Below are 17,889 nucleotides of genomic sequence, written 5' to 3' on the forward strand. Positions count from 1 at the left end.
ATTGGCTGGGGTACCAGGATTCGAACCTGGGAATGTCGGTACCAGAAACCGGTGCCTTACCACTTGGCGATACCCCAGCAACGTTCACTTCAACCAGTTGCTGTGCTCAGGCCGAAGCCAGAGCGGCATGAAGAGGGGAGAGATTGCAACCACGTGCCATGAAGGCGTGCCAGGTCGGGCGCTCGGAGTCGAGTCGGCCCAGCACCTTGCTGGCCTGTCGTGCGTCATCGAACGCACAGAACACACAGGCGCCGGTGCCCGTCAGTCTGGCGGTGCCGAACTGGTCCAGCCAGTCCAGGGCGTCGGCGACTGCCGGGTACAAAGTGCGCACCACGACTTCGCAGTCGTTGCGGCCCCCCTGCAGTGCGCGCGCCATACTAATCGCGGGACTGGAACGTGTCAATTGCGGGTGGCCAAACACGGTGGGGGTCGCGACCTCGATGCCCGGGTGGATCACCACGAACCACGGGGTGTCCAGCGGGGCAGGTTCCAGTCGCTCACCGATGCCTTCGGCCCAGGCCGAAAAGCCGCGAACGAAGACCGGTACATCGGCCCCCAGAGCCAGTCCGAGCTCGGCCAGGGTGTCCAGGTCGAGCTCAAGTTTCCAGAGGTGGTCCAGCGCCAGCAGCGTGGTGGCCGCATCACTGCTGCCACCGCCCAGGCCACCGCCCATCGGCAGCACCTTCTTCAGCCGGATATCGACACCGGGCAAGTCATTCGAGCTCGCGACCTGGCCGCGTGCGACGGCCGCTTCTCTCAGCAGGCGAGCGGCACGCATGATCAGGTTGGACTCCGCGGGCACGCCTTCGATGGCCGGGGCGAGGTGAATGGCAGCGTCATCACGCAGCGTGAAGTCCAGTCGGTCACCGTGATCCAGAAACTGGAACAGTGTCTGCAGTTCATGATAGCCATCGGCGCGCTGACCGGTGATATGCAGCATGCGGTTGAGCTTGGCCGGTGCCGGCAGAGAAAGTGTCGCGGTCATCGTGTCCGTCATGGATGAGCTGGCCGGAATGCTGGCCGTGGAGAAAGAAGAGAGCGTCGGGGGCACGCTTAGAGTGCCTGCCACTGGTTGACGATCAGGGTGGCGGTCAGATCGCCGTAGTAGAGTTTCATCTTGCGCGGCAGCCACAGTCCTTCGGCGCGGGTCCAATCCTGATAGTCCACCTCCCAGCCATCCTGATAAAGGGTATCGGGGAAGCCGAGGGCGTCACTCTTCAGGTCGTGCTCGCCCTTGGCTGCCACTCCGCGGACCCAGTCATCCAGAGCCCCCAGCGGCAAGGACCAGCCCAGCTGCGAGAGCATCAGGCTTTCGGCGTCCGGTGCCTGGAAGTCGCCGTCGGACGAGGAGAGGCGCACGCCCTCGGCATCACGCACCAGGGTCGTGCGGCCAGCACCCAGTGGGCCGGTGATCAGCATGTGGTAGTCATCGCCCTCCTGCTGCCAGTCAAGATTGGCGCTGTGACCTTCCTCCGGCGTGCGAATGCCGACCTTGCCTGCCAGTTGCCAGTGCGTGAGCGAATCGATCCTGTCGCTCTGCTGCTGCCAGTCACCTTCATTGCGGGTCAGGTCACCGGCGTTGTCGCTGGCCATCTGACTGGCACAGCCGCTCAGGCCCAATGTCATGGCCAGCAGGACTGGCCCCACCAGACGGCGCAACATGGCGAGGGAAAGGTGGCGTGTCCGGGGAGAGGAGAATGATGATAGGGGGAAAGAAGAGGAGGTCATGACGCGAAAGCCTTCCGGATGGCGGAATGAGAGTCGATGGGCAACCGATGGCGCCATCGGCGAGTCAGGATAATGGACTCGCCGATGGACAGAAAGTGCCGGGCTGTCCTGTCAGGGCGCATCCACGACCGGTCGCAGAGCCGGGATGCGCTGGAACAGGGCTTCCAGCTCGCTGGCCTCCTCGAAACGCTCACTGAGCTCGATGGCCAGGCTGCGTGCTTCATCCTGCTGCTCGAGTGACCACAGCACCTCGATGAGGTGTGCGCCTATCTCGGCATCCTGTTGCTGTGCCCAGGCCGCTTCCAGCGGGGGCAATGCCTGGGCGGCATCCCCGGTGAGGAAATACCCCCAGCCGAGGCTGTCGAGGATGGCAGGGTCATTCGGCTTCAGCGCATGGGCGCGCTGAACCAGTTCGAGCGCTTCGGCGCGGCGGTCCGCATCCTCTACCAGCAGGGTGTAGCCCAGAGCGTTGTAGGCGCTGGCATTCTCGGGCTCCAGTGCAATGACCTGACGCAGGTCCTGCTCCATCTCCTCGAGACGCCCGTCATCGAGACGACGAATGCCGCGCAGGAACAGCAGGCTGGCCAGTTCGTTCTCCGTCACGGCAGCGCTTTCGCCGTCACCTTCGCTGCGTGCCCTGGTGAGTGTCTTCTGGCGAGCCTTGATGCTGCCGTCGAGCAGCTCGTCGGCGGCGGCGTAGTGTTCCTGGGCATCCAGCAGGTCGATCTCGAAGCTGAGCAATGTCATGGCGTGACGCGGATGACGCAGGCGCTCGACGGCAAGGAACTGGCGTGCCTCCTCGCTGCGATCATGCTCCACCAGCAGCTGCGCGGCGCGCGCGCGACTTGAGACGTAGCGCTCCCCATCCGGTACCTGTCGGTAATAGAGGATGGCGTTGTCGATCTCACCGCTGGCCTCTGCCGCCAGCCCGAGCAGGGCATAGGCGGCATCCGGGACCGGCGTGTCATCAAGCAACGGCAGCAGCAGACGACGAGCGTCCTCGGGAGAGTCGGCGTCCAGATAGAGGCTGGCCAGTGCCAGACGCAGGCGCGGTGCGTTGGCATGGCGGCTGACAAGGTCATCAATGCGCAGGCGCGCGGCCTCGATGTCACCACCGGCAAGTTCGGTCTGGACGGCGCTCAGGATCAAGCGACTGTCATTCGGGGCGATGGCCAGGCCACGCTCGGCCGCCTGACGTGAGGCGCTCAGGCGGCCTGCGTCGCGCTCTATCTCGCTGCGAGCCAGCCACACTTCGGCCAGTTCGGGGAACTCGCCTTCCATCGCCATCAGGCGCCTGCGAGCGTCGGACTCATTTCCAAGCGCCGCTTCATAGAGCGCGGCGGCAATTCGCGGGCCCGGTTGCGCGGGATATTGCGCGACATGCTCCAGCAGCCGTGACAGCAGTGATTCCAGATCCGCGCCGGCATCGATGGACTGCTCCGCCAAGGTGGTCACGTTGCCGGTACCGCCGGCGGTCTCTACCGCGAGACGCTGCTCGAGCGCCGTCATCCAGTCGCCGCGCTCCACGGCCAGGCGGGCGCGGATGATGCCCGGCTCGGTCGCGGAATCGTCCAGTTGTTGCCAGCGCTGGGCGGCACGCTCCAGCAGGGCAGGATTGTCGGCGTAGCGAGCGGCCAGCACGGCGCGCCGGGCCAGTTCCGGGTCATCGAAGCGGCGGCTGGCGGCCAGATACCCATCGGCGGCGCTGGGGTAGTCGCCACGCTGGCCGGCAAGCTCCGCGCCCAGCAGCTGATTGAGACTGTTGGCATCCAGGCCGCTGGTGATGGGTGGGGCGGTATCCAGCGGGTCCGGCTGAGAGGCGAAGGGAGCCTGCGTGGCCGGCGACTGGCAGCCGGCCAGACCCAGCAGCACACTGGCCAGCAGGCAGCGTGTCCAGCGGCTGTCGGCCAGCCGTGCCGTGCCCGTCAGGCGCTCGGAAGGGCTCGCGTGGGCCGCCCCGCGAGGGGAGTGTTCAGCGGCAGTCGATACGTGCATGCAACCTCGCAGTCAGCGGTGGAAGGATCTCGGCCAGTCGGCACGTTCCGGCCGGAGTCGCGCCCACGCCGTCATGAAACCCGTAAAAGGTGGCCTGGCAGCGTGTGCCTGCTGGAAATTCCGGCCCGACCTGCGCTCGGCCTCAGCAGCACACCCTGGGGATATTGATCGCTCCAGCATAACGGCTGAAGGCGGACGGGGATAGCATCGGCGGTGCCTGTCATGGAGGCAAGGGCAGCGCCTGTCCGCTCGGCGTTTTCCTGAATCAACATGGCGGACGGGAGGTGATAGCATCAGACTGCCAAGCCCATGGAAATTCCTCATCGCTGGCCGCGCCCTGCAGGCTCGCGTGATGTAGGCGCTGTGGTAGAATGAGCACGCTAATTTTACGATTTCAGCCGCTTTGACAAACGAGATCTGCAAGCAGGTGGCCAGGTGCCGGCCCCTTCATTGCGGAGGTTTTCCAAGCGACAGCCGCCTGTCCTCGATGCGAGCCCTGCCGGCCAGACCCTGACGACTGACTGACTCCATGACCCTTCTTGCCCTTGGCATCAATCATCGCACCGCCGCCGTCGATGTCCGCGAGCGCGTTGCCTTCACGCCGACACAGCTCGAGGCTGCGCTGGCCGAGCTGAAGCGTCTGCCGGAAGTTTCCGAGGCGGCGGTGCTCTCGACCTGCAATCGCACGGAACTCTACTGTGTGACAGAGGACGGTGCGCGCTCGGTTCTCGCATGGTTGAGCCGATACCATGGCCTGCCCGCAGAAGAGCTTGAGCGCTGCAGCTATCAACATCTCGGTGAGGAGGCGGTCCGCCACCTGATTCGCGTGGCGGTCGGCCTGGACTCCATGGTGCTGGGCGAGCCGCAGATTCTCGGTCAGCTCAAGGATGCCTATCAGTTCGCCCGCGGTACCGTCGGTCTCGGGGGGGAACTGGAGCAGCTCTTCCAGCATATCTTCCAGGTCGCCAAGCAGGTGCGTACCGAGACGGGAATCGGTGAGAACCCCGTCTCGGTGGCCTATGCCGCGGTCAGCATGGCGAGCCATATCTTCGATGACTTCTCGCGAGCCAATGCACTGCTCATCGGGGCGGGAGACACCATCGAGCTGGTGGCGCGCCACCTCAAGGAAGCGGGCATCGCCAACCTGTGCATCGCCAATCGTACCGTGTCGCGCGCCCAGTCGCTGGCCGATGAGCTGGGTGGCAGTGCCATCGGCTTGGAAGGCATTCCGCATGCCCTCGAGAATGCCGATATCGTGATAGCCTCCACCGCCGCTCAGCTGCCGATCCTCGGCAAGGGCATGGTGGAGCGTGCGCTCAAGAAACGCCGTTACAAGCCGGTCTTCATGGTCGATATCGCCGTGCCGCGCGATATCGAGCCGCAGGTCGGGGATCTCGATGATGTCTTCCTTTATACCGTGGATGATCTGCAGGAAGTCATCGAGGAAAACCGTCGTCATCGCCAGCTGGCGGCTGCCCAGGCCGAAGAGCTGATCCGGCAGGGTGTCAGTGCCTGGCAGCACCGCAAGCGTGTGCGCAGTGGCGGAGAAGTCATCAAGCGTTATCGTAGCCACGGCGAGCAACTGCGTGCAGAGTGCGAGGCACAGGCGCTGGCCGAGCTTGATCAGGGCCGTGACCCGCAGGAAGTCGTGGCGCAACTGGCCCGTCAGTTGGCCAACCGCTTCATGCATCACCCGACCCTGGCGCTGCGTCAGGCGTCAGGCGACGATCGACAGGATATTCTTCAGACGGCGCAGGAGCTGCTGCTCGCGCCGGTTGATTCATCACAGGACCCTTCATGAAAGACAGCCTCATCACCAAGCTCGACACCTTCCATGACCGCTTCGAGGAGATCTCCGCCTTGCTGTCGGAGCCTGAAGTGATCGGGGATCAGGCCCGCTTCCGTGACCTGTCGCGGGAGTATGCCGAGCTTGAGCCATTGATCGAGGCATGGCAGCGCCATCGCGCCTTGAAGGAAGATCGCGAGGCCGCCCTCGGCATGTGCGATGACAGCGACGCCGAGATGCGCGAGATGGCACGTGAGGAAGTCCGCGAGAGCGATGCGGCGCTTGACGTGCTGGAGGCAGAGATTACCCAGCTGTTGATCCCGCGGGACCCGGATGATGGGGCCAACGTCTTCCTCGAAGTGCGTGCCGGCACCGGCGGTGATGAGGCGGCGCTGTTCGCGGGGGACCTGTTCAAGATGTATTCCCGCTACGCCGAGCTCAAGGGCTGGAAGGTCGAGACCGTCAGCGCAAGCCACGGTGAGCATGGTGGCTTCAAGGAAGTCATCGCCCGCGTCAAGGGCGAGGGGGTCTACTCGCGCCTCAAGTTCGAATCCGGTGCGCACCGCGTGCAGCGCGTGCCTGCCACGGAATCCCAGGGCCGCATCCATACGTCCGCCTGTACCGTGGCGGTGATGCCTGAGGCCGATGAGGTCGGGGACATCGACATCAATCCGGCCGACCTGCGAGTGGATACCTACCGCAGTTCCGGGGCCGGGGGGCAGCACGTCAACACCACCGATTCGGCGATTCGCATCACCCACCTGCCCACCGGTGTGGTCGTGGAGTGCCAGGACGAGCGCAGTCAGCACAAGAACCGTGCGCGCGCCATGTCGTTGCTGGCAGCGCGACTCAAGCAGGCCGCGGTGGACAGCCAGGCACAGGCGACTTCCGATGCCCGTCGCAAGCTGGTGGGCTCCGGTGATCGCTCCGAGCGCATCCGCACCTACAACTTCCCCCAAGGACGTCTGACCGATCACCGTATCAATCTGACGCTCTACAAGCTCAATGAAGTGATCGCCGGTCAGCTGGACGAGGTGATCGAGCCGCTGGTCGTCGAATATCAGGCAGACCAGCTGACGGCACTGCAGGAGCAATGAGGTGAGAATCGATGTCACGTTGGCAGCCGCGGCTGCCCGTCTGAGTGAGTCGGGCAGCGAGTCTCCGCGTCTGGATGCCGAGCTGCTGCTGGGAGAGGTGATGGGGCGCGATCGCACCTGGTTCTATACCTGGGGGGATCGCGATCTCGAGTCGGAAGCGGGCGCCGAGGGCGTGGCTCGCTTCGAGGCGCTGCTGGCACGCCGAGCCGAAGGACACCCCGTCGCCCACCTGCTTGGCCGCCGTGAGTTCTATGGCCTGATGCTGCGCTGCTCTCCTGCCACCTTGATTCCGCGCCCGGATACCGAAGTGATGGTGGAGTGCGCGCTGGAGCTGGCCGAGGCGCCCGAAGGCACGCTGCTGGATCTCGGCACCGGCACCGGCGCCATCGCGCTGGCCTTCGCTCGTCATCGTCCGCAGTGGCAGGTGCTGGGGGTCGATCTCATCGAGGAGGCCGTGCAGCTTGCGCGTGACAATGCCGAGCATCTCGCGATTCCCAACGTCGAATTCCGGCGCAGTGACTGGTTCTCCGCCGTTCCCGAGACCGGCTTTGCGCTGGTGACCGCCAATCCGCCTTACCTGGCCGATGATGACCCGCACCTGGCACTGGGTGACGTGCGTTTTGAGCCGCGCTCGGCACTGGTGGCGCGCCAGCAGGGGCTGGCAGACTTCCTGCATCTGATCGAGGCCGCGCCCCGCCATCTGGCCGCGGGCGGTCATCTGATGCTCGAGCATGGCCTGGCCCAGGGCAAGGAAGTGCGCGAGGCGCTGCGCGCCGGTGGTTTTCTGGAAGTGGAAACGCTGGAAGACCTCGGTGGGCGAGAGCGCATCACGCTGGGGCGCATTGGCTGACGCCTCCCCGGCGGGCGGGAATGCAGGCCGGCCCGGACTTGCCAGAGGAAACCCCTGCTTTCAGTGGAGCCTGCGTGGAATCCTCGTCGCAGGCCTGCCTGTGCGGGCGTATCTCCTGTCGGGCGGGTATGGTAGTAATAAGCGATGCATGACTGGAAAGGTCGCCTGATTACCCCCGCGTTCTCGGGTTGCCTGACTGCACGAAAGACAGGAGTAAGGATGATCCTGCTGCAAGTCACCCTGCTGGGAAAACTATTATAATGAAAGCGAAATCACGTTCTCTGGACCGCATTGACCTCAAGATCCTGCGCTGCCTGCAAGAAAATGCGCGCATTTCCTATGTCGACCTCGCCTCCGAGGTGGGACTCTCCACCACTCCCTGTCTGGAGCGAGTCAAACGCCTCGAGCGTGCCGGCATCATCCGTGGCTACAAGGCCGTGCTGGACCCCAAGGCGCTCAAGGCCAATCTGCTGGTCTTCGTCGAGATCAGCCTCGAGACCCAGTCACCCTCCGTCTTCGATGAATTCCGCCGTGCCGTCTCCAAGCTGCCGCAGATCCAGGAGTGTCATCTGGTCTCGGGGCAGTTCGATTACATCCTCAAGTGCCGGATTCCGGAAATGTCCGCCTATCGGCAGTTGCTCGGGGATGTGGTGCTGACGCTGCCCGGGGTCAAGGAATCCAAGAGCTATGTGGTGATGGAAGAGGTCAAGGAGCAGTTCTCGCTGCATGTGCCGGACATCGAGGATCTCGACGCCAAGTGACGAGCCCCTGATGCCAGCGGCAGGGCTCAGGGTTTAGAGCTCAGGCCCAGGCCCGGCGGCCGGCCAAAGCATTCACTTCATTCACAGACAGACGGCTCACCTTCCATGCAAGATTCGCAACTGCTGCGCTATTCGCGTCAGATATTGCTCCCTCAGGTCGATATCGCGGGTCAGCAACGATTGCTGGCCGCGCGGGTGCTGGTGATCGGGGCTGGCGGTCTGGGGTGCCCGGCGGCGCTCTATCTGGCGGCAGCCGGTGTCGGCACGCTGGTGCTGGCCGATGATGACCATGTCGAGCTCTCCAATCTGCAACGTCAGATCGCCCACGGAGAGGCGGACATCGACCAGCCCAAGGCGCGCTCGCTCGCCAGCTCGGTGTCGGCGATCAATCCCGACACCGAGGTGATCGCCCTGTCCGAACGTCTTCAGGGCGAGGCGCTGGCCGAGCAGGTCGCCGCCGCGGACGTGGTGCTCGATTGTACTGACCGTTTCAGTTCGCGCTTCCCGATCAACGCCGCCTGCGTGGCGGCAGGCACGCCGCTGGTGTCGGGTGCCGCGATTCGTTTCTCCGGTCAGTTGGCGGTATTTGATCGCCGTGAGGCAGATGCGTCGTGTTACGGCTGCCTGTATTCGCCGGAAGAGCAGGGCGATGAAGAGCTGACCTGTGCCGAGAGCGGGGTCATCGCGCCGTTGGTCGGCATCATCGGGGCCTTCCAGGCGCTGGAAGCGCTCAAGCTGATCAGTGGTGCCGGGCGTGTGCATCGAGGGCTCGCCACCTTCGATGGCCTGACCGGTGAGTGGCGACGCATGGGGCTCAAGCGTGACCCCGCCTGTCCGGTATGTCGTCGCTCGACATGACATGAGTGGAGCACTCCCCGAGCCCCCTTCACGCCAATGCGTGGAGGGTCTGTCACCAAGCCCCGCAGCCTCTCAGGCTGCGGGGCTTTTGCTTTTCTGGTCTCAAAAGTCTGACGTTGATGACCTCAGGGGGGTGCGCCATTGTGGGGCGTCAAAAGGGGTGTAAAACAGTGCGTGTTGAAAATTTATACCTCGCGGGGCAATCAATATGCAGTATTTGCCGATGACGTGTGGTAAATAACGCAAATATTCCCCGGGTCGGTGAATAAACTCAACAGTGGCGGGTAAGGAGGGGCATGGTCGGCTGCAGATCAGGCGCGACAGACGAGCCGCGGCGAGACCGCCAGGAAGCGCAGCGTGGGCGTGATGACATCCGCTCCTACTACCAGGCCAGTCAGCGTGTGACGCTTGCGCCCTGTCCACCGTTGGCCGGTGAACGACGCGCTGATGTCTGCGTGATCGGCGGCGGTATCACCGGCTGCTCAGCGGCTCTGCATCTCGCTGAGCGTGGCTATTCGGTCATCCTGCTGGAGGCGCGCGGCATCGGCTTCGGGGCTTCGGGACGCAGTGGCGGCCAGATCCTGCCGGGACTTGGCACCGACATCGCCACGGTCGAGAAGGCTCTCGGCCGTGAGCAGGCGCATGCCATCTGGGAGATGAGTCGCGAGTCGGTTCGTCTCACCACCGCACTGATCGAGAAGCACCGGATCCCCTGTGATTATACCCGCGGCTATCTGCATGCTGCCGTCAAGCCGCGACATGTGCGCGAATTGCAGGAATTTCAGGCGCGCATGGCACGCGATCATGACTACCATGCATTGCAGTGGTTGCAGGGGGATGCCCTGCGAGCGCGAGTCGTTACCGATGCCTATCCCGGGGCGCTGCATGATGGAGAGGGTGGCCATCTGCATTCGCTGAATTACACCCTCGGGCTTGCGCGTGCTGCCCAGCGGGCAGGCGTTACGATCTGTGAACAGAGTCCTGTGCTCAAGCTCGAGCATGGCCGAAGTGGCAGTGGCATCGTCGCCAATGGCTCCGGTGGGCAGGCAGGGCGTGCGCGTGTGCATACCGCGCAGGGCAGCGTGAGTGCCGAGTTCGTGGTGGTGGCGACCAACGCCTATCTCGATGGCCTGGTCCCGCGGCTGGATGAGCGCATCATGCGCGTCGCCAATTATATCGTGGCCACCGAACCGCTCAGCGAAGCACAGGTCGCGCAGGTGTTGCCGGGCAATGATGCCCTTTCCGATGCCAACTTCGTGCTCGACTACTACCGTCTCTCTGCTGACAGGCGCCTGCTCTACGGGGGGGAGGTGAGCTATACCGGACGAGAGCCGCGCCACCTCAAGACGCGCATGGACGGCAAGATTCGCCGTCTGTTTCCGGCGCTTGACGGGGTGGGGATCGATTACCGCTGGGGGGGTGACGTGGCCATCACCATGAATCGGGCACCGGACTTCGGGCGTCTTGCCCCGAATGTCTATTACGCCCAGGGGTACTCGGGACATGGCATGTCGCTTGCAGGGCTGGCGGGCAAATTGATCGCCGAGACGATTGCCGGCCAGGCGGAACGTTTCGATGTCTTTGCCGCCATGCCCCACCGCGCCTTCCCGGGTGGACACTGGTTGCGAACTCCTCTGCTGGTCCTGGCGACCAGCTTCTACACGCTGCGTGATCGGCTCTAGGCCGAAGCCATGATGAAGGTGCTGCACATTTGACATCGTTGATCATCCCGACAGCCCATGAGCGGGACACGACTGGTGAGTAATCGCAAGGGAGGCGCGATGAGCGCAGTGGACAGCAACGAGGGTATGGCGCCTGAGCGAGACACGAGAGAGTCGTCGGAGGCTGGCCAGCCCCGGTTCCAGTGCCGTGCCGCGTCATCCATTCAGCTCAAGGGGCTGCACAAGCGCTTCGGCAACGAGGTGGCGGCGCTTGATGGTGTGGATCTCGCCATTCAGCCCGGCGAGTTCTTCACGCTATTGGGGCCTTCCGGGTGTGGCAAGACGACGCTTCTGCGCATTCTGGCGGGGCTGGAGGCATTGGATGAGGGGCAGGTGGTGATCGGCGGGCGCGATGTCACCGATGTGCCGCCGCATCAGCGCAGCGTCAATACGGTCTTCCAGTCCTATGCGTTGTTCCCGCATCTCAGCGTGCGTGACAACCTCGCCTTCGGTCTGCGCATGCAGGGCATGCCGAGTGGCGAGCGCGAGGCAAAGGTCGCCGAGATGGCCGAGTTCATCAAGCTGGGGAGTCTGATCGATCGCCGGGTCGACCAGCTCTCAGGTGGTCAGCGCCAACGTATCGCGCTGGCGCGGGCGCTGGTCTGCGAGCCGGATGTGCTGCTGCTGGATGAACCGCTGTCGGCGCTGGATGCCGGGCTGCGCAGTCAGATCCAGATCGAGCTGCTGCGTCTGCAGAAGCGCCTTGGCATGACCTTCGTGTTCGTCACCCATGATCAGCAGGAAGCGATGGTGATGTCGGACCGCATCGCGGTGCTCGACAGCGGCAGCATCCAGCAGGTGGGGACGCCGCGCGAGATCTATGAATGCCCGGTCAATGCCTTCGTGGCGCGTTTCATGGGGCATGCCAATCTGTTCGAGATCACGGCTCGCGATGACAGCCGCGATGACGCCGTCCGGCTGACCACGCCGCTGGGCATGCTGACGGCGCAGGCACCGGGCAGCGGCGGGTTGCTGCTGCTGCGCCCCGAGACGCTGGAACTGCGCCGGCGTCCCGCCAGCGAATTCGAACGCTACGACGTGCTGGAAAATCATCTGCCGGGCCGAGTACAGGAGCGACTGTACCGCGGTAGCCATGCCGAATATCGCGTGGAGGTGGCGGGTGTCACCTTGCAGGTGGTGGTCAACAATCGGGGCGGCCAGTTGCCGGACGTGGGAGACCACGTCGATGTGGTGGTGGCCGCGCAAGACCTGATCACGCTGGAGGCATGACGATGGCCTATCACGGGAGCTTGCCCACGGCACGCAGTCGCGCGGTGGTGGCCGAGTCACGCCACCTGCTGTTGACGGTCGCCCCCGGCGCGCTGTGGATCATCATCTTCCTGGTGCTGCCCAGTCTCTATCTGATGAGCGTGGCCTTCATGAGCAATGGCCCCTATGGCTTGCCGGAGATGCCCTTGTCGCTGACCTCGTTTACGCAGCTGGCGGGTCAGGGCTTTCTCGGCTGGAGCCCGGGCAATCTCATGACGCTGGGGCGTTCGCTGTGGCAGACCGTGCTTTCCACCGTGCTGGTGGTGCTGGTGGCGTATCCGATCGCCTATCACATCTCGCAGGCAGACCAGCGCTGGCGGCCGATCATGCTGCTGGCGGTAGTCGTGCCGTCCTGGACCAATCAGGTCATCCGCACCTTTGGCTGGATGAACCTGCTGGCGCCGGGCACGCCGTTGGCGGAGCTGGCCGAGGCCATGGGCATGATCGCGCCCAACATGGGGCTCTATCCGTCCAATTTCGCGGTCACGCTGGGGCTGGTCTACAACTTCCTGCCCTTCATGGTACTGCCGCTGTATGCCGCTTTCGAGAAGCTCAATCTCTCGCTGGTGGAAGCGGCGCAGGATCTCTACGCCTCGCCGCTCAAGGCCTTCTGGCATGCGGTATTCCCCCAGACGTTGCCGGGGCTGCTGGCGGGGGTGGTGCTGGTGGCGATCCCGGCGTTCGGCATGTACGTGATTCCGGAACTGCTCGGCGGTGGCAAGGGCATGATGCTGGGCAATCTGGTCGCCAATCAGTTCTCCGGCAGTGCCAACTGGCCGCTGGGGGCGGCGGGGGCGATCCTGATGTTGATCGCGACCTTCATCGGACTCTATGCCATGCGTCGCATCGGCAGGCGCCTGGGTGGCGGTGAAGAGGTGGTGATATGACGCGCGGCGGACTTCACAAGGGATTGCGGGGCTTCTGGTGGCTGACGCTCGGTTTTCTGTATCTGCCGCTGATCGTGGTGATGCTTTTCTCCTTCAATGCCTCCAACAGTGCCGCAAGCTTCACCGGCGTGTCGCTGCGCTGGTATCGGCGTCTGCTGGGCAATGTCGCGATTCTGTCGGCGCTGGGCAATTCGCTGCTGCTGGCAGTGGTGTCGTCATTGCTGGCGCTGATGATCGGCACGCTGATCGGGTATGGCATGTATCGCCACCGTCATCGCAAGCTGGGCTGGCTGATCGTGCTGATCTATCTGCCCATCGTGCTGCCGGACATCGTGTTCGGGATCTCGGAAATGACCTTCTTCGTCAAGATCAATGAGTTGACCGGTCTGCTGTCGCCGGGGCTGGGCACCATGATCATCGCGCATGTCACCTTCCAGATTCCCTTCGTGGCGCTGATCGTCTATTCACGCTTCGTCGGTCTGGATCCGACATTGTTCGAGGCGGCCAAGGACCTCTATGCCACGCCGCGCCAGCGCGTGCAGTTCTTCATGTTGCCGACCCTGAAGCCGGCGTTGATCTCGGGCTTCCTGCTGTCCTTCACGCTGTCGCTGGATGACTTCGTGATCAGCTTCTTTACCGCCGGACCGGAGAGCGCCACCTTGCCCATCTACATCTGGAGCGCGATACGCAAGGGCGTGACACCGGAGATCAATGCCATCGCCACCCTGATGATGGCGGTGGTCGCCCTGGCGGCGATCGTGAGTCTTGCGCTGTCACGCCGGCGCAGCGCTTCATGATTTCGCTGGAGGATCACTCGTCGTACCCCGCCCCTGACCAGGCAGGCATGCCGGTATCGGGGGCGGGCATTCACCACCTCTCTCATCGACTGAACGGAGCATCACAATGACAACTCACACGCTGCGTCTCGCGGTCGCCATCGGCAGTCTGCTGCTGGCAGGCGCCGCCCAGGCTGAAGACAGGAAGCTGTATCTCTTCAACTGGACCCAGTACATGGACCCGGAGATCATCACCGCCTTTGAAGAGGCCTTCGATGTCGAGGTGGTCGAGAATTATTACAACTCCCTGCCGGAAATGCTGGCCAAGCTGAATGCCGGCGGGGTGTCCCAATACGATATCATCGTGCCGTCCAATTACTACGTGCCGCGCCTGATCAACACCGGCCTGGTCCAGAAGATCGACAAGGCGAAAGTGCCCAACCTGGCCAATGTCGATGCGCAGTTCAAGGACCCGAGCTTTGACCCGGGAGCCAACTACACCGTCCCGTATCAGTGGGGAGTCACCGGGCTGGTCTACAACGCCAGCACGTTCAAGGATGCCCCCAAGAGCTGGTCACTGCTGTTTGATCCCGCCGTCAATGCCTCATATCCGTTCAGCCTGATGGGCGATGGCCAGGTCAGCATGGGGGCGGCCTGTGCCTATCTCGGTCATGGCTATGACTGTACCGGCATGGATGCCTGGCGTGAGGCGGCCAGATTGCTGATCGAGACCAAGCATCGCGACAACTTCAGCGGCTTCTCCGATGGCACGCCGGCCCTGCAACAGCTGGCACGCAAGGTCACGCATGGTGCGCTGTCCTACAACGGCGACTATCTGTTCTATCTGGACGAGAATCCGGAGTCCTTCGCCGATATCAAGTACATGATTCCGGATGAAGGTGCCGAGAAGTGGGTCGATTCGATGATGATTCCCGCCAAGGCGCCGCATCCTGAGCTGGCACACGCCTTCATCAACTTCCTTCTGGACGCCAAGGTCGGCGCGCAGTTGTCCAACTACAACTACTACGCCAGCCCCAATGCCGCCGCCAGGCCGTATCTGGATGAGGTGCTGACCCAGCCACCGATCCAGCCCTCCGAGGATGACATGGCGCGTCTGCATTTCTCGCCGAGTCTCTCCGGTGAGCAGTTGCAGATCTTCCAGCAGTTATGGTCGGAAGTGCAGGCCCGTTGAGTCGGCGTCTCGTCGATCGCGGGCATCTCGTCATTGACCGCAGGCGCTGCCTGCGGTGTTCAAGGAAGGTGTTATGAGTGTCAATCACGTGGGTCACGAGCAGCCGGGTCATGAAGATGATGACGCGATCCTGCAGGAATGGTTCGCCGCTCACGGTATCACCGAGGTGGAATGTCTGGTCACGGATCTGACCGGCATTCTCAAGGGCAAGATCATGCCTGCGCGCAAGTACCTCAATGGCGGGCGGCCACGCCTGCCGGATTCGCTGTTCATCCAGACCGTCACGGGAGGCTATCCGGATGATGAAGACAGCCGCTTCTGGAACCCGGCCGAACAGGACATGCAGCTGATTCCGGACGTGAATGCGCTCTATCTGGTGCCGTGGGCGGAAGACCCCACCGCACAGGTCATCCACGATTGCTATTACCTGAATGGTGAGCCGGTCGAGCTGTCGCCACGCTATGTGCTCAAACGGATACTGGCATTGTATGCCGAACAGGGCTGGCAGCCGGTGGTGGCGCCGGAGGCCGAGTTCTATCTGGTCAAGACCAATACCGACTCCGATTATCCGCTGGAACCGCCCATCGGCCGCAGCGGTCGGCAGGAGAGCAGCCGTCAGTCCTTCTCCATCGATGCGGTCAATGAATTCGATCCACTGTTCGAGGAGATGTATGACTACTGCGAGGCGATGGGGCTGGATCTCGACACCCTGATCCATGAAGAGGGAGCGGGGCAGATGGAGGTCAATTTCGAGCATGGGGATGCTCTTTCTCTCGCCGACCAGGTGGTGATGTTCAAGCGCACCCTGCGGGAGACGGCGCTGCGACATGGCATGTACGGGACCTTCATGGCCAAGCCGATGGCCTATCAGCCGGGCAGTTCGATGCATATTCACCAGAGCCTGGTGGATGTCGAGTCAGGCAATAACCTGTTTGCCGATGCGTCGGGTCAGCCGAGCACGCTGTTCCGTCACTTCATCGGGGGCCTGCAGACCTATCTGCCCGCCGCGATGCCGTTCTTCGCCCCCAACGTCAATTCCTATCGGCGTCTGATGCGCAATGACACCAGTGGCTCCGCACCCATCAATGTCGAGTGGGGCCTGGACAACCGCACCGTGGGCCTGCGGGTGCCGGTGTCGGACGCGGCAGGTACGCGGGTCGAGAATCGTCTGGCGGGTGCCGATGCCAATCCCTATCTGGTGATGGCGGCTTCGCTGGCGTGTGGTTATCTGGGAATGATGGAGCGGATCGAGCCGCGCCCTCCGGTGGTCGGCTCGGCCTGGGAGGGCGGCAATACCCTGCCGGACGATATCGGCCCGGCACTCGATGCTCTGCATGCCTGTACGCCGTTGGCCAACATCCTCGGCGAGCGCTTCGTGAAGAGTTATCTGGCCGTCAAGCGTGCCGAGCATGGGGAATACTTCCAGGTCATCAGCTCCTGGGAGCGTGAGCACCTGCTGCTGCGTGTCTAGACCCCTGCGGTACGCCAACGGATACCGGGAGGCCACGACATCCGTCGTGGCCTCCCGAGGTTCAGGGGAAGAGGCGGGCGGAAGAAGGGTTGTCGTCAGTGAGAGGCATGACGCGTCAGTCCGGCGCTCATGGTGTGTATCTGCAAGATGTCTTGTTCGCAGGTTGATCTGGTCTACCACAAGGATGCTGTCATGAGTGCCACTACCCCCCTGGAGTCTGCCGCCTCCTGGTATGCCGCTTCCGCCAATGTCGCCCCCGAGCGCCCGCCGTTGTCCGGTGAGGTCAGCTGCGATGTCTGCGTGGTCGGCGCTGGCTTCACGGGAATCTCGGCGGCACTGCACCTGGCCGAGCAGGGGCTCAAGGTGATGGTGCTGGAGGCCGCCTGCGTGGGATATGGGGCCTCGGGTCGCAATGGCGGGCAGATCGTCAACAGTTACAGTCGCGACATGGACGTGATCGAGGCGCGCTTCGGCGCACGGACGGCGCAGGCATTGGGCGACATGGCCTTTGAGGGCAATCGCATCATTCGGGATCGCATCGCTGACTATGCCATCGACTGTGATCTGCGCGACGGCAATCTCTTTGCCGCCTGCAACGCGCGTCAGTTCAAGGGGCTCAAGGAGCACAAGGCCCTCTGGGAGCGCTATGGCAATACCAGTCTCGAATTGCTGGAAGGGGATGCCTACCAGCGTGAAGTGAGCGCCGAAGGGTATACGGGCGCCCTGGTCGACCACTCCGGCGGCCATCTCCATCCGCTCAATCTGGTGCTGGGCGAGGCCGCGGCCTTCGAGTCCCTCGGCGGGGTGATCTTCGAACATAGCCCGTTGGTGAGTCTCGAGCATGGCAGTCCGGTCGTGCTCAGGACGGCCGCTGGCGCCATCCGGGCCGAGCGTGTGGTGATGGCGGGCAATGCCTATCTTCACGGTGTGCTGCCGGAGCTCGAGGGCAAGTCGATGCCCTGCGGCACGCAGATCATCGCCACCGAGCCGTTGGCGGATGACGTGGCGCGCGGGCTGCTGCCCAATGGCATGGCGGTGGAGGACTGCAACTATCTGCTGGATTACTACCGCCTGACTCGCGACAACCGTCTTCTCTTCGGGGGCGGTGTCAACTACGGCGGTGAAGACCCCGCCGATATCGAGTCCCTGATTCGGCCCAAGCTGCTCAAGGTCTTCCCGCAGCTGGCCAGCGTCAGGATCGACTATGCCTGGAGCGGAACCTTCCTGATGACGCTCAATCGACTGCCGCAGTTCGGCGTGCTCAATGACAATGTCTATTACGCCCAGGGGTATTCCGGGCATGGCGTGACCTGCAGTCACCTCGCTGGGCGACTGATCAGCGAGGTGATGAGGGGGCGTGAGGGTCGCTTCGATGCCTTCGCGAACCTGCCGCATCTGCCGTTCCCCGGGGGACGACTGTTGCGAGTGCCGCTGTCTGCCGTGGGAGCCTGGTACTACCAGACACGCGACAGGCTCGGCCTCTGACGCACTCGAAGCG

Annotated in this window: 15 protein-coding genes and 1 tRNA gene; 12 read left to right on the top strand and 4 right to left on the bottom strand. The window is 63.4% G+C overall.

From position 1 onward, the window contains the following. Positions 1–2: 2 nt before the first annotated feature. The 4 genes from PJK54_RS07835 to PJK54_RS07850 form a co-directional block, all read right to left on the bottom strand. Positions 3–77: transfer RNA gene (locus PJK54_RS07835), tRNA-Gln, on the bottom strand. Positions 78–106: 29 nt separating this feature from the next. Continuing rightward, the gene (gene ispE / locus PJK54_RS07840; protein ID WP_271302610.1) at positions 107–985 is read right to left on the bottom strand and encodes a 4-(cytidine 5'-diphospho)-2-C-methyl-D-erythritol kinase; all 879 of its coding nucleotides are present in this window, start codon (positions 983–985) and stop codon (positions 107–109) included. Between the two features lie 68 nt (positions 986–1,053). After that, on the bottom strand, positions 1,054–1,728 hold the full coding sequence (gene lolB / locus PJK54_RS07845; protein WP_077371490.1) for a lipoprotein insertase outer membrane protein LolB: 675 nt from the start codon (positions 1,726–1,728) through the stop codon (positions 1,054–1,056). Positions 1,729–1,839: 111 nt separating this feature from the next. Beyond that, entirely contained in the window at positions 1,840–3,723 is a 1,884-nt protein-coding gene (locus PJK54_RS07850; protein WP_271302611.1) for a tetratricopeptide repeat protein, read from the bottom strand. Between the two features lie 529 nt (positions 3,724–4,252). Between PJK54_RS07850 and hemA the strand changes: the two genes are divergently transcribed. The 12 genes from hemA (at position 4,253) to PJK54_RS07910 (ending at position 17,876) form a co-directional block, all read left to right on the top strand. After that, the gene (gene hemA, locus PJK54_RS07855; RefSeq protein ID WP_077371496.1) at positions 4,253–5,524 is read left to right on the top strand and encodes a glutamyl-tRNA reductase; all 1,272 of its coding nucleotides are present in this window, start codon (positions 4,253–4,255) and stop codon (positions 5,522–5,524) included. After that, positions 5,521–6,606: a peptide chain release factor 1 gene (gene prfA / locus PJK54_RS07860; RefSeq protein ID WP_077371499.1), complete on the top strand. Its 1,086-nt coding sequence runs from the start codon at positions 5,521–5,523 to the stop codon at positions 6,604–6,606. Before hemA ends, prfA begins: the two co-directional genes overlap by 4 nt. 1 nt (position 6,607) lies before the next feature. Then, positions 6,608–7,456, top strand: coding sequence for a peptide chain release factor N(5)-glutamine methyltransferase (gene prmC, locus PJK54_RS07865; protein WP_077371502.1), 849 nt, complete (start codon positions 6,608–6,610; stop codon positions 7,454–7,456). A gap of 260 nt (positions 7,457–7,716) precedes the next feature. Then, positions 7,717–8,217 carry an Lrp/AsnC ligand binding domain-containing protein gene (locus PJK54_RS07870; RefSeq protein ID WP_077371505.1) on the top strand — a complete coding sequence of 167 codons (501 nt, stop codon included), beginning with the start codon at positions 7,717–7,719 and terminating at the stop codon, positions 8,215–8,217. 105 nt (positions 8,218–8,322) lie between these two features. Then, positions 8,323–9,075, top strand: a complete 753-nt coding sequence (locus tag PJK54_RS07875; RefSeq protein ID WP_077371508.1) for a HesA/MoeB/ThiF family protein — start codon at positions 8,323–8,325, stop codon at positions 9,073–9,075. Positions 9,076–9,371: 296 nt separating this feature from the next. Continuing rightward, positions 9,372–10,757: an NAD(P)/FAD-dependent oxidoreductase gene (locus tag PJK54_RS07880; RefSeq protein WP_271302612.1), complete on the top strand. Its 1,386-nt coding sequence runs from the start codon at positions 9,372–9,374 to the stop codon at positions 10,755–10,757. A 99-nt stretch (positions 10,758–10,856) separates the two neighbouring features. After that, positions 10,857–12,026: an ABC transporter ATP-binding protein gene (locus PJK54_RS07885; RefSeq protein WP_271302613.1), complete on the top strand. Its 1,170-nt coding sequence runs from the start codon at positions 10,857–10,859 to the stop codon at positions 12,024–12,026. Between the two features lie 2 nt (positions 12,027–12,028). Beyond that, positions 12,029–12,952: an ABC transporter permease gene (locus PJK54_RS07890; RefSeq protein WP_077371517.1), complete on the top strand. Its 924-nt coding sequence runs from the start codon at positions 12,029–12,031 to the stop codon at positions 12,950–12,952. Beyond that, positions 12,949–13,749 carry an ABC transporter permease gene (locus PJK54_RS07895; RefSeq protein WP_271302614.1) on the top strand — a complete coding sequence of 267 codons (801 nt, stop codon included), beginning with the start codon at positions 12,949–12,951 and terminating at the stop codon, positions 13,747–13,749. The genes PJK54_RS07890 and PJK54_RS07895 overlap by 4 nt, the downstream gene beginning before the upstream one ends. Before the next feature lie 106 nt (positions 13,750–13,855). Further along, positions 13,856–14,920: an ABC transporter substrate-binding protein gene (locus PJK54_RS07900; protein ID WP_077371523.1), complete on the top strand. Its 1,065-nt coding sequence runs from the start codon at positions 13,856–13,858 to the stop codon at positions 14,918–14,920. Between the two features lie 73 nt (positions 14,921–14,993). Next, complete coding sequence (locus tag PJK54_RS07905; protein WP_077371526.1) at positions 14,994–16,391, top strand: glutamine synthetase family protein; 1,398 nt, start codon at positions 14,994–14,996, stop codon at positions 16,389–16,391. A 192-nt stretch (positions 16,392–16,583) separates the two neighbouring features. Beyond that, the gene (locus PJK54_RS07910) at positions 16,584–17,876 is read left to right on the top strand and encodes an NAD(P)/FAD-dependent oxidoreductase (protein WP_077371529.1); all 1,293 of its coding nucleotides are present in this window, start codon (positions 16,584–16,586) and stop codon (positions 17,874–17,876) included. Positions 17,877–17,889 lie beyond the last annotated feature (13 nt).

The organism is Cobetia sp. MMG027, assembly GCF_027947415.1.
Taxonomy (GTDB): Bacteria; Pseudomonadota; Gammaproteobacteria; order Pseudomonadales; family Halomonadaceae; genus Cobetia; species Cobetia marina.

Excerpts from the sequence above, each read along its gene's own strand:
- PJK54_RS07850 (WP_271302611.1), bottom strand. The coding sequence starts at position 3,723 with ATGCACGTATCGACTGCCGCTGAACACTCCCCTCGCGGGGCGGCCCAC.
- PJK54_RS07885 (WP_271302613.1), top strand. The coding sequence starts at position 10,857 with ATGAGCGCAGTGGACAGCAACGAGGGTATGGCGCCTGAGCGAGACACG.
- PJK54_RS07890 (WP_077371517.1), top strand. The coding sequence starts at position 12,029 with ATGGCCTATCACGGGAGCTTGCCCACGGCACGCAGTCGCGCGGTGGTG.
- PJK54_RS07895 (WP_271302614.1), top strand. The coding sequence starts at position 12,949 with ATGACGCGCGGCGGACTTCACAAGGGATTGCGGGGCTTCTGGTGGCTG.
- hemA (WP_077371496.1), top strand. The coding sequence starts at position 4,253 with ATGACCCTTCTTGCCCTTGGCATCAATCATCGCACCGCCGCCGTCGAT.
- PJK54_RS07870 (WP_077371505.1), top strand. The coding sequence starts at position 7,717 with ATGAAAGCGAAATCACGTTCTCTGGACCGCATTGACCTCAAGATCCTG.
- PJK54_RS07905 (WP_077371526.1), top strand. The coding sequence starts at position 14,994 with ATGAGTGTCAATCACGTGGGTCACGAGCAGCCGGGTCATGAAGATGAT.
- prfA (WP_077371499.1), top strand. The coding sequence starts at position 5,521 with ATGAAAGACAGCCTCATCACCAAGCTCGACACCTTCCATGACCGCTTC.
- ispE (WP_271302610.1), bottom strand. The coding sequence starts at position 985 with ATGACCGCGACACTTTCTCTGCCGGCACCGGCCAAGCTCAACCGCATG.
- PJK54_RS07875 (WP_077371508.1), top strand. The coding sequence starts at position 8,323 with ATGCAAGATTCGCAACTGCTGCGCTATTCGCGTCAGATATTGCTCCCT.
- PJK54_RS07900 (WP_077371523.1), top strand. The coding sequence starts at position 13,856 with ATGACAACTCACACGCTGCGTCTCGCGGTCGCCATCGGCAGTCTGCTG.
- lolB (WP_077371490.1), bottom strand. The coding sequence starts at position 1,728 with ATGACCTCCTCTTCTTTCCCCCTATCATCATTCTCCTCTCCCCGGACA.
- PJK54_RS07880 (WP_271302612.1), top strand. The coding sequence starts at position 9,372 with ATGGTCGGCTGCAGATCAGGCGCGACAGACGAGCCGCGGCGAGACCGC.
- PJK54_RS07910 (WP_077371529.1), top strand. The coding sequence starts at position 16,584 with ATGAGTGCCACTACCCCCCTGGAGTCTGCCGCCTCCTGGTATGCCGCT.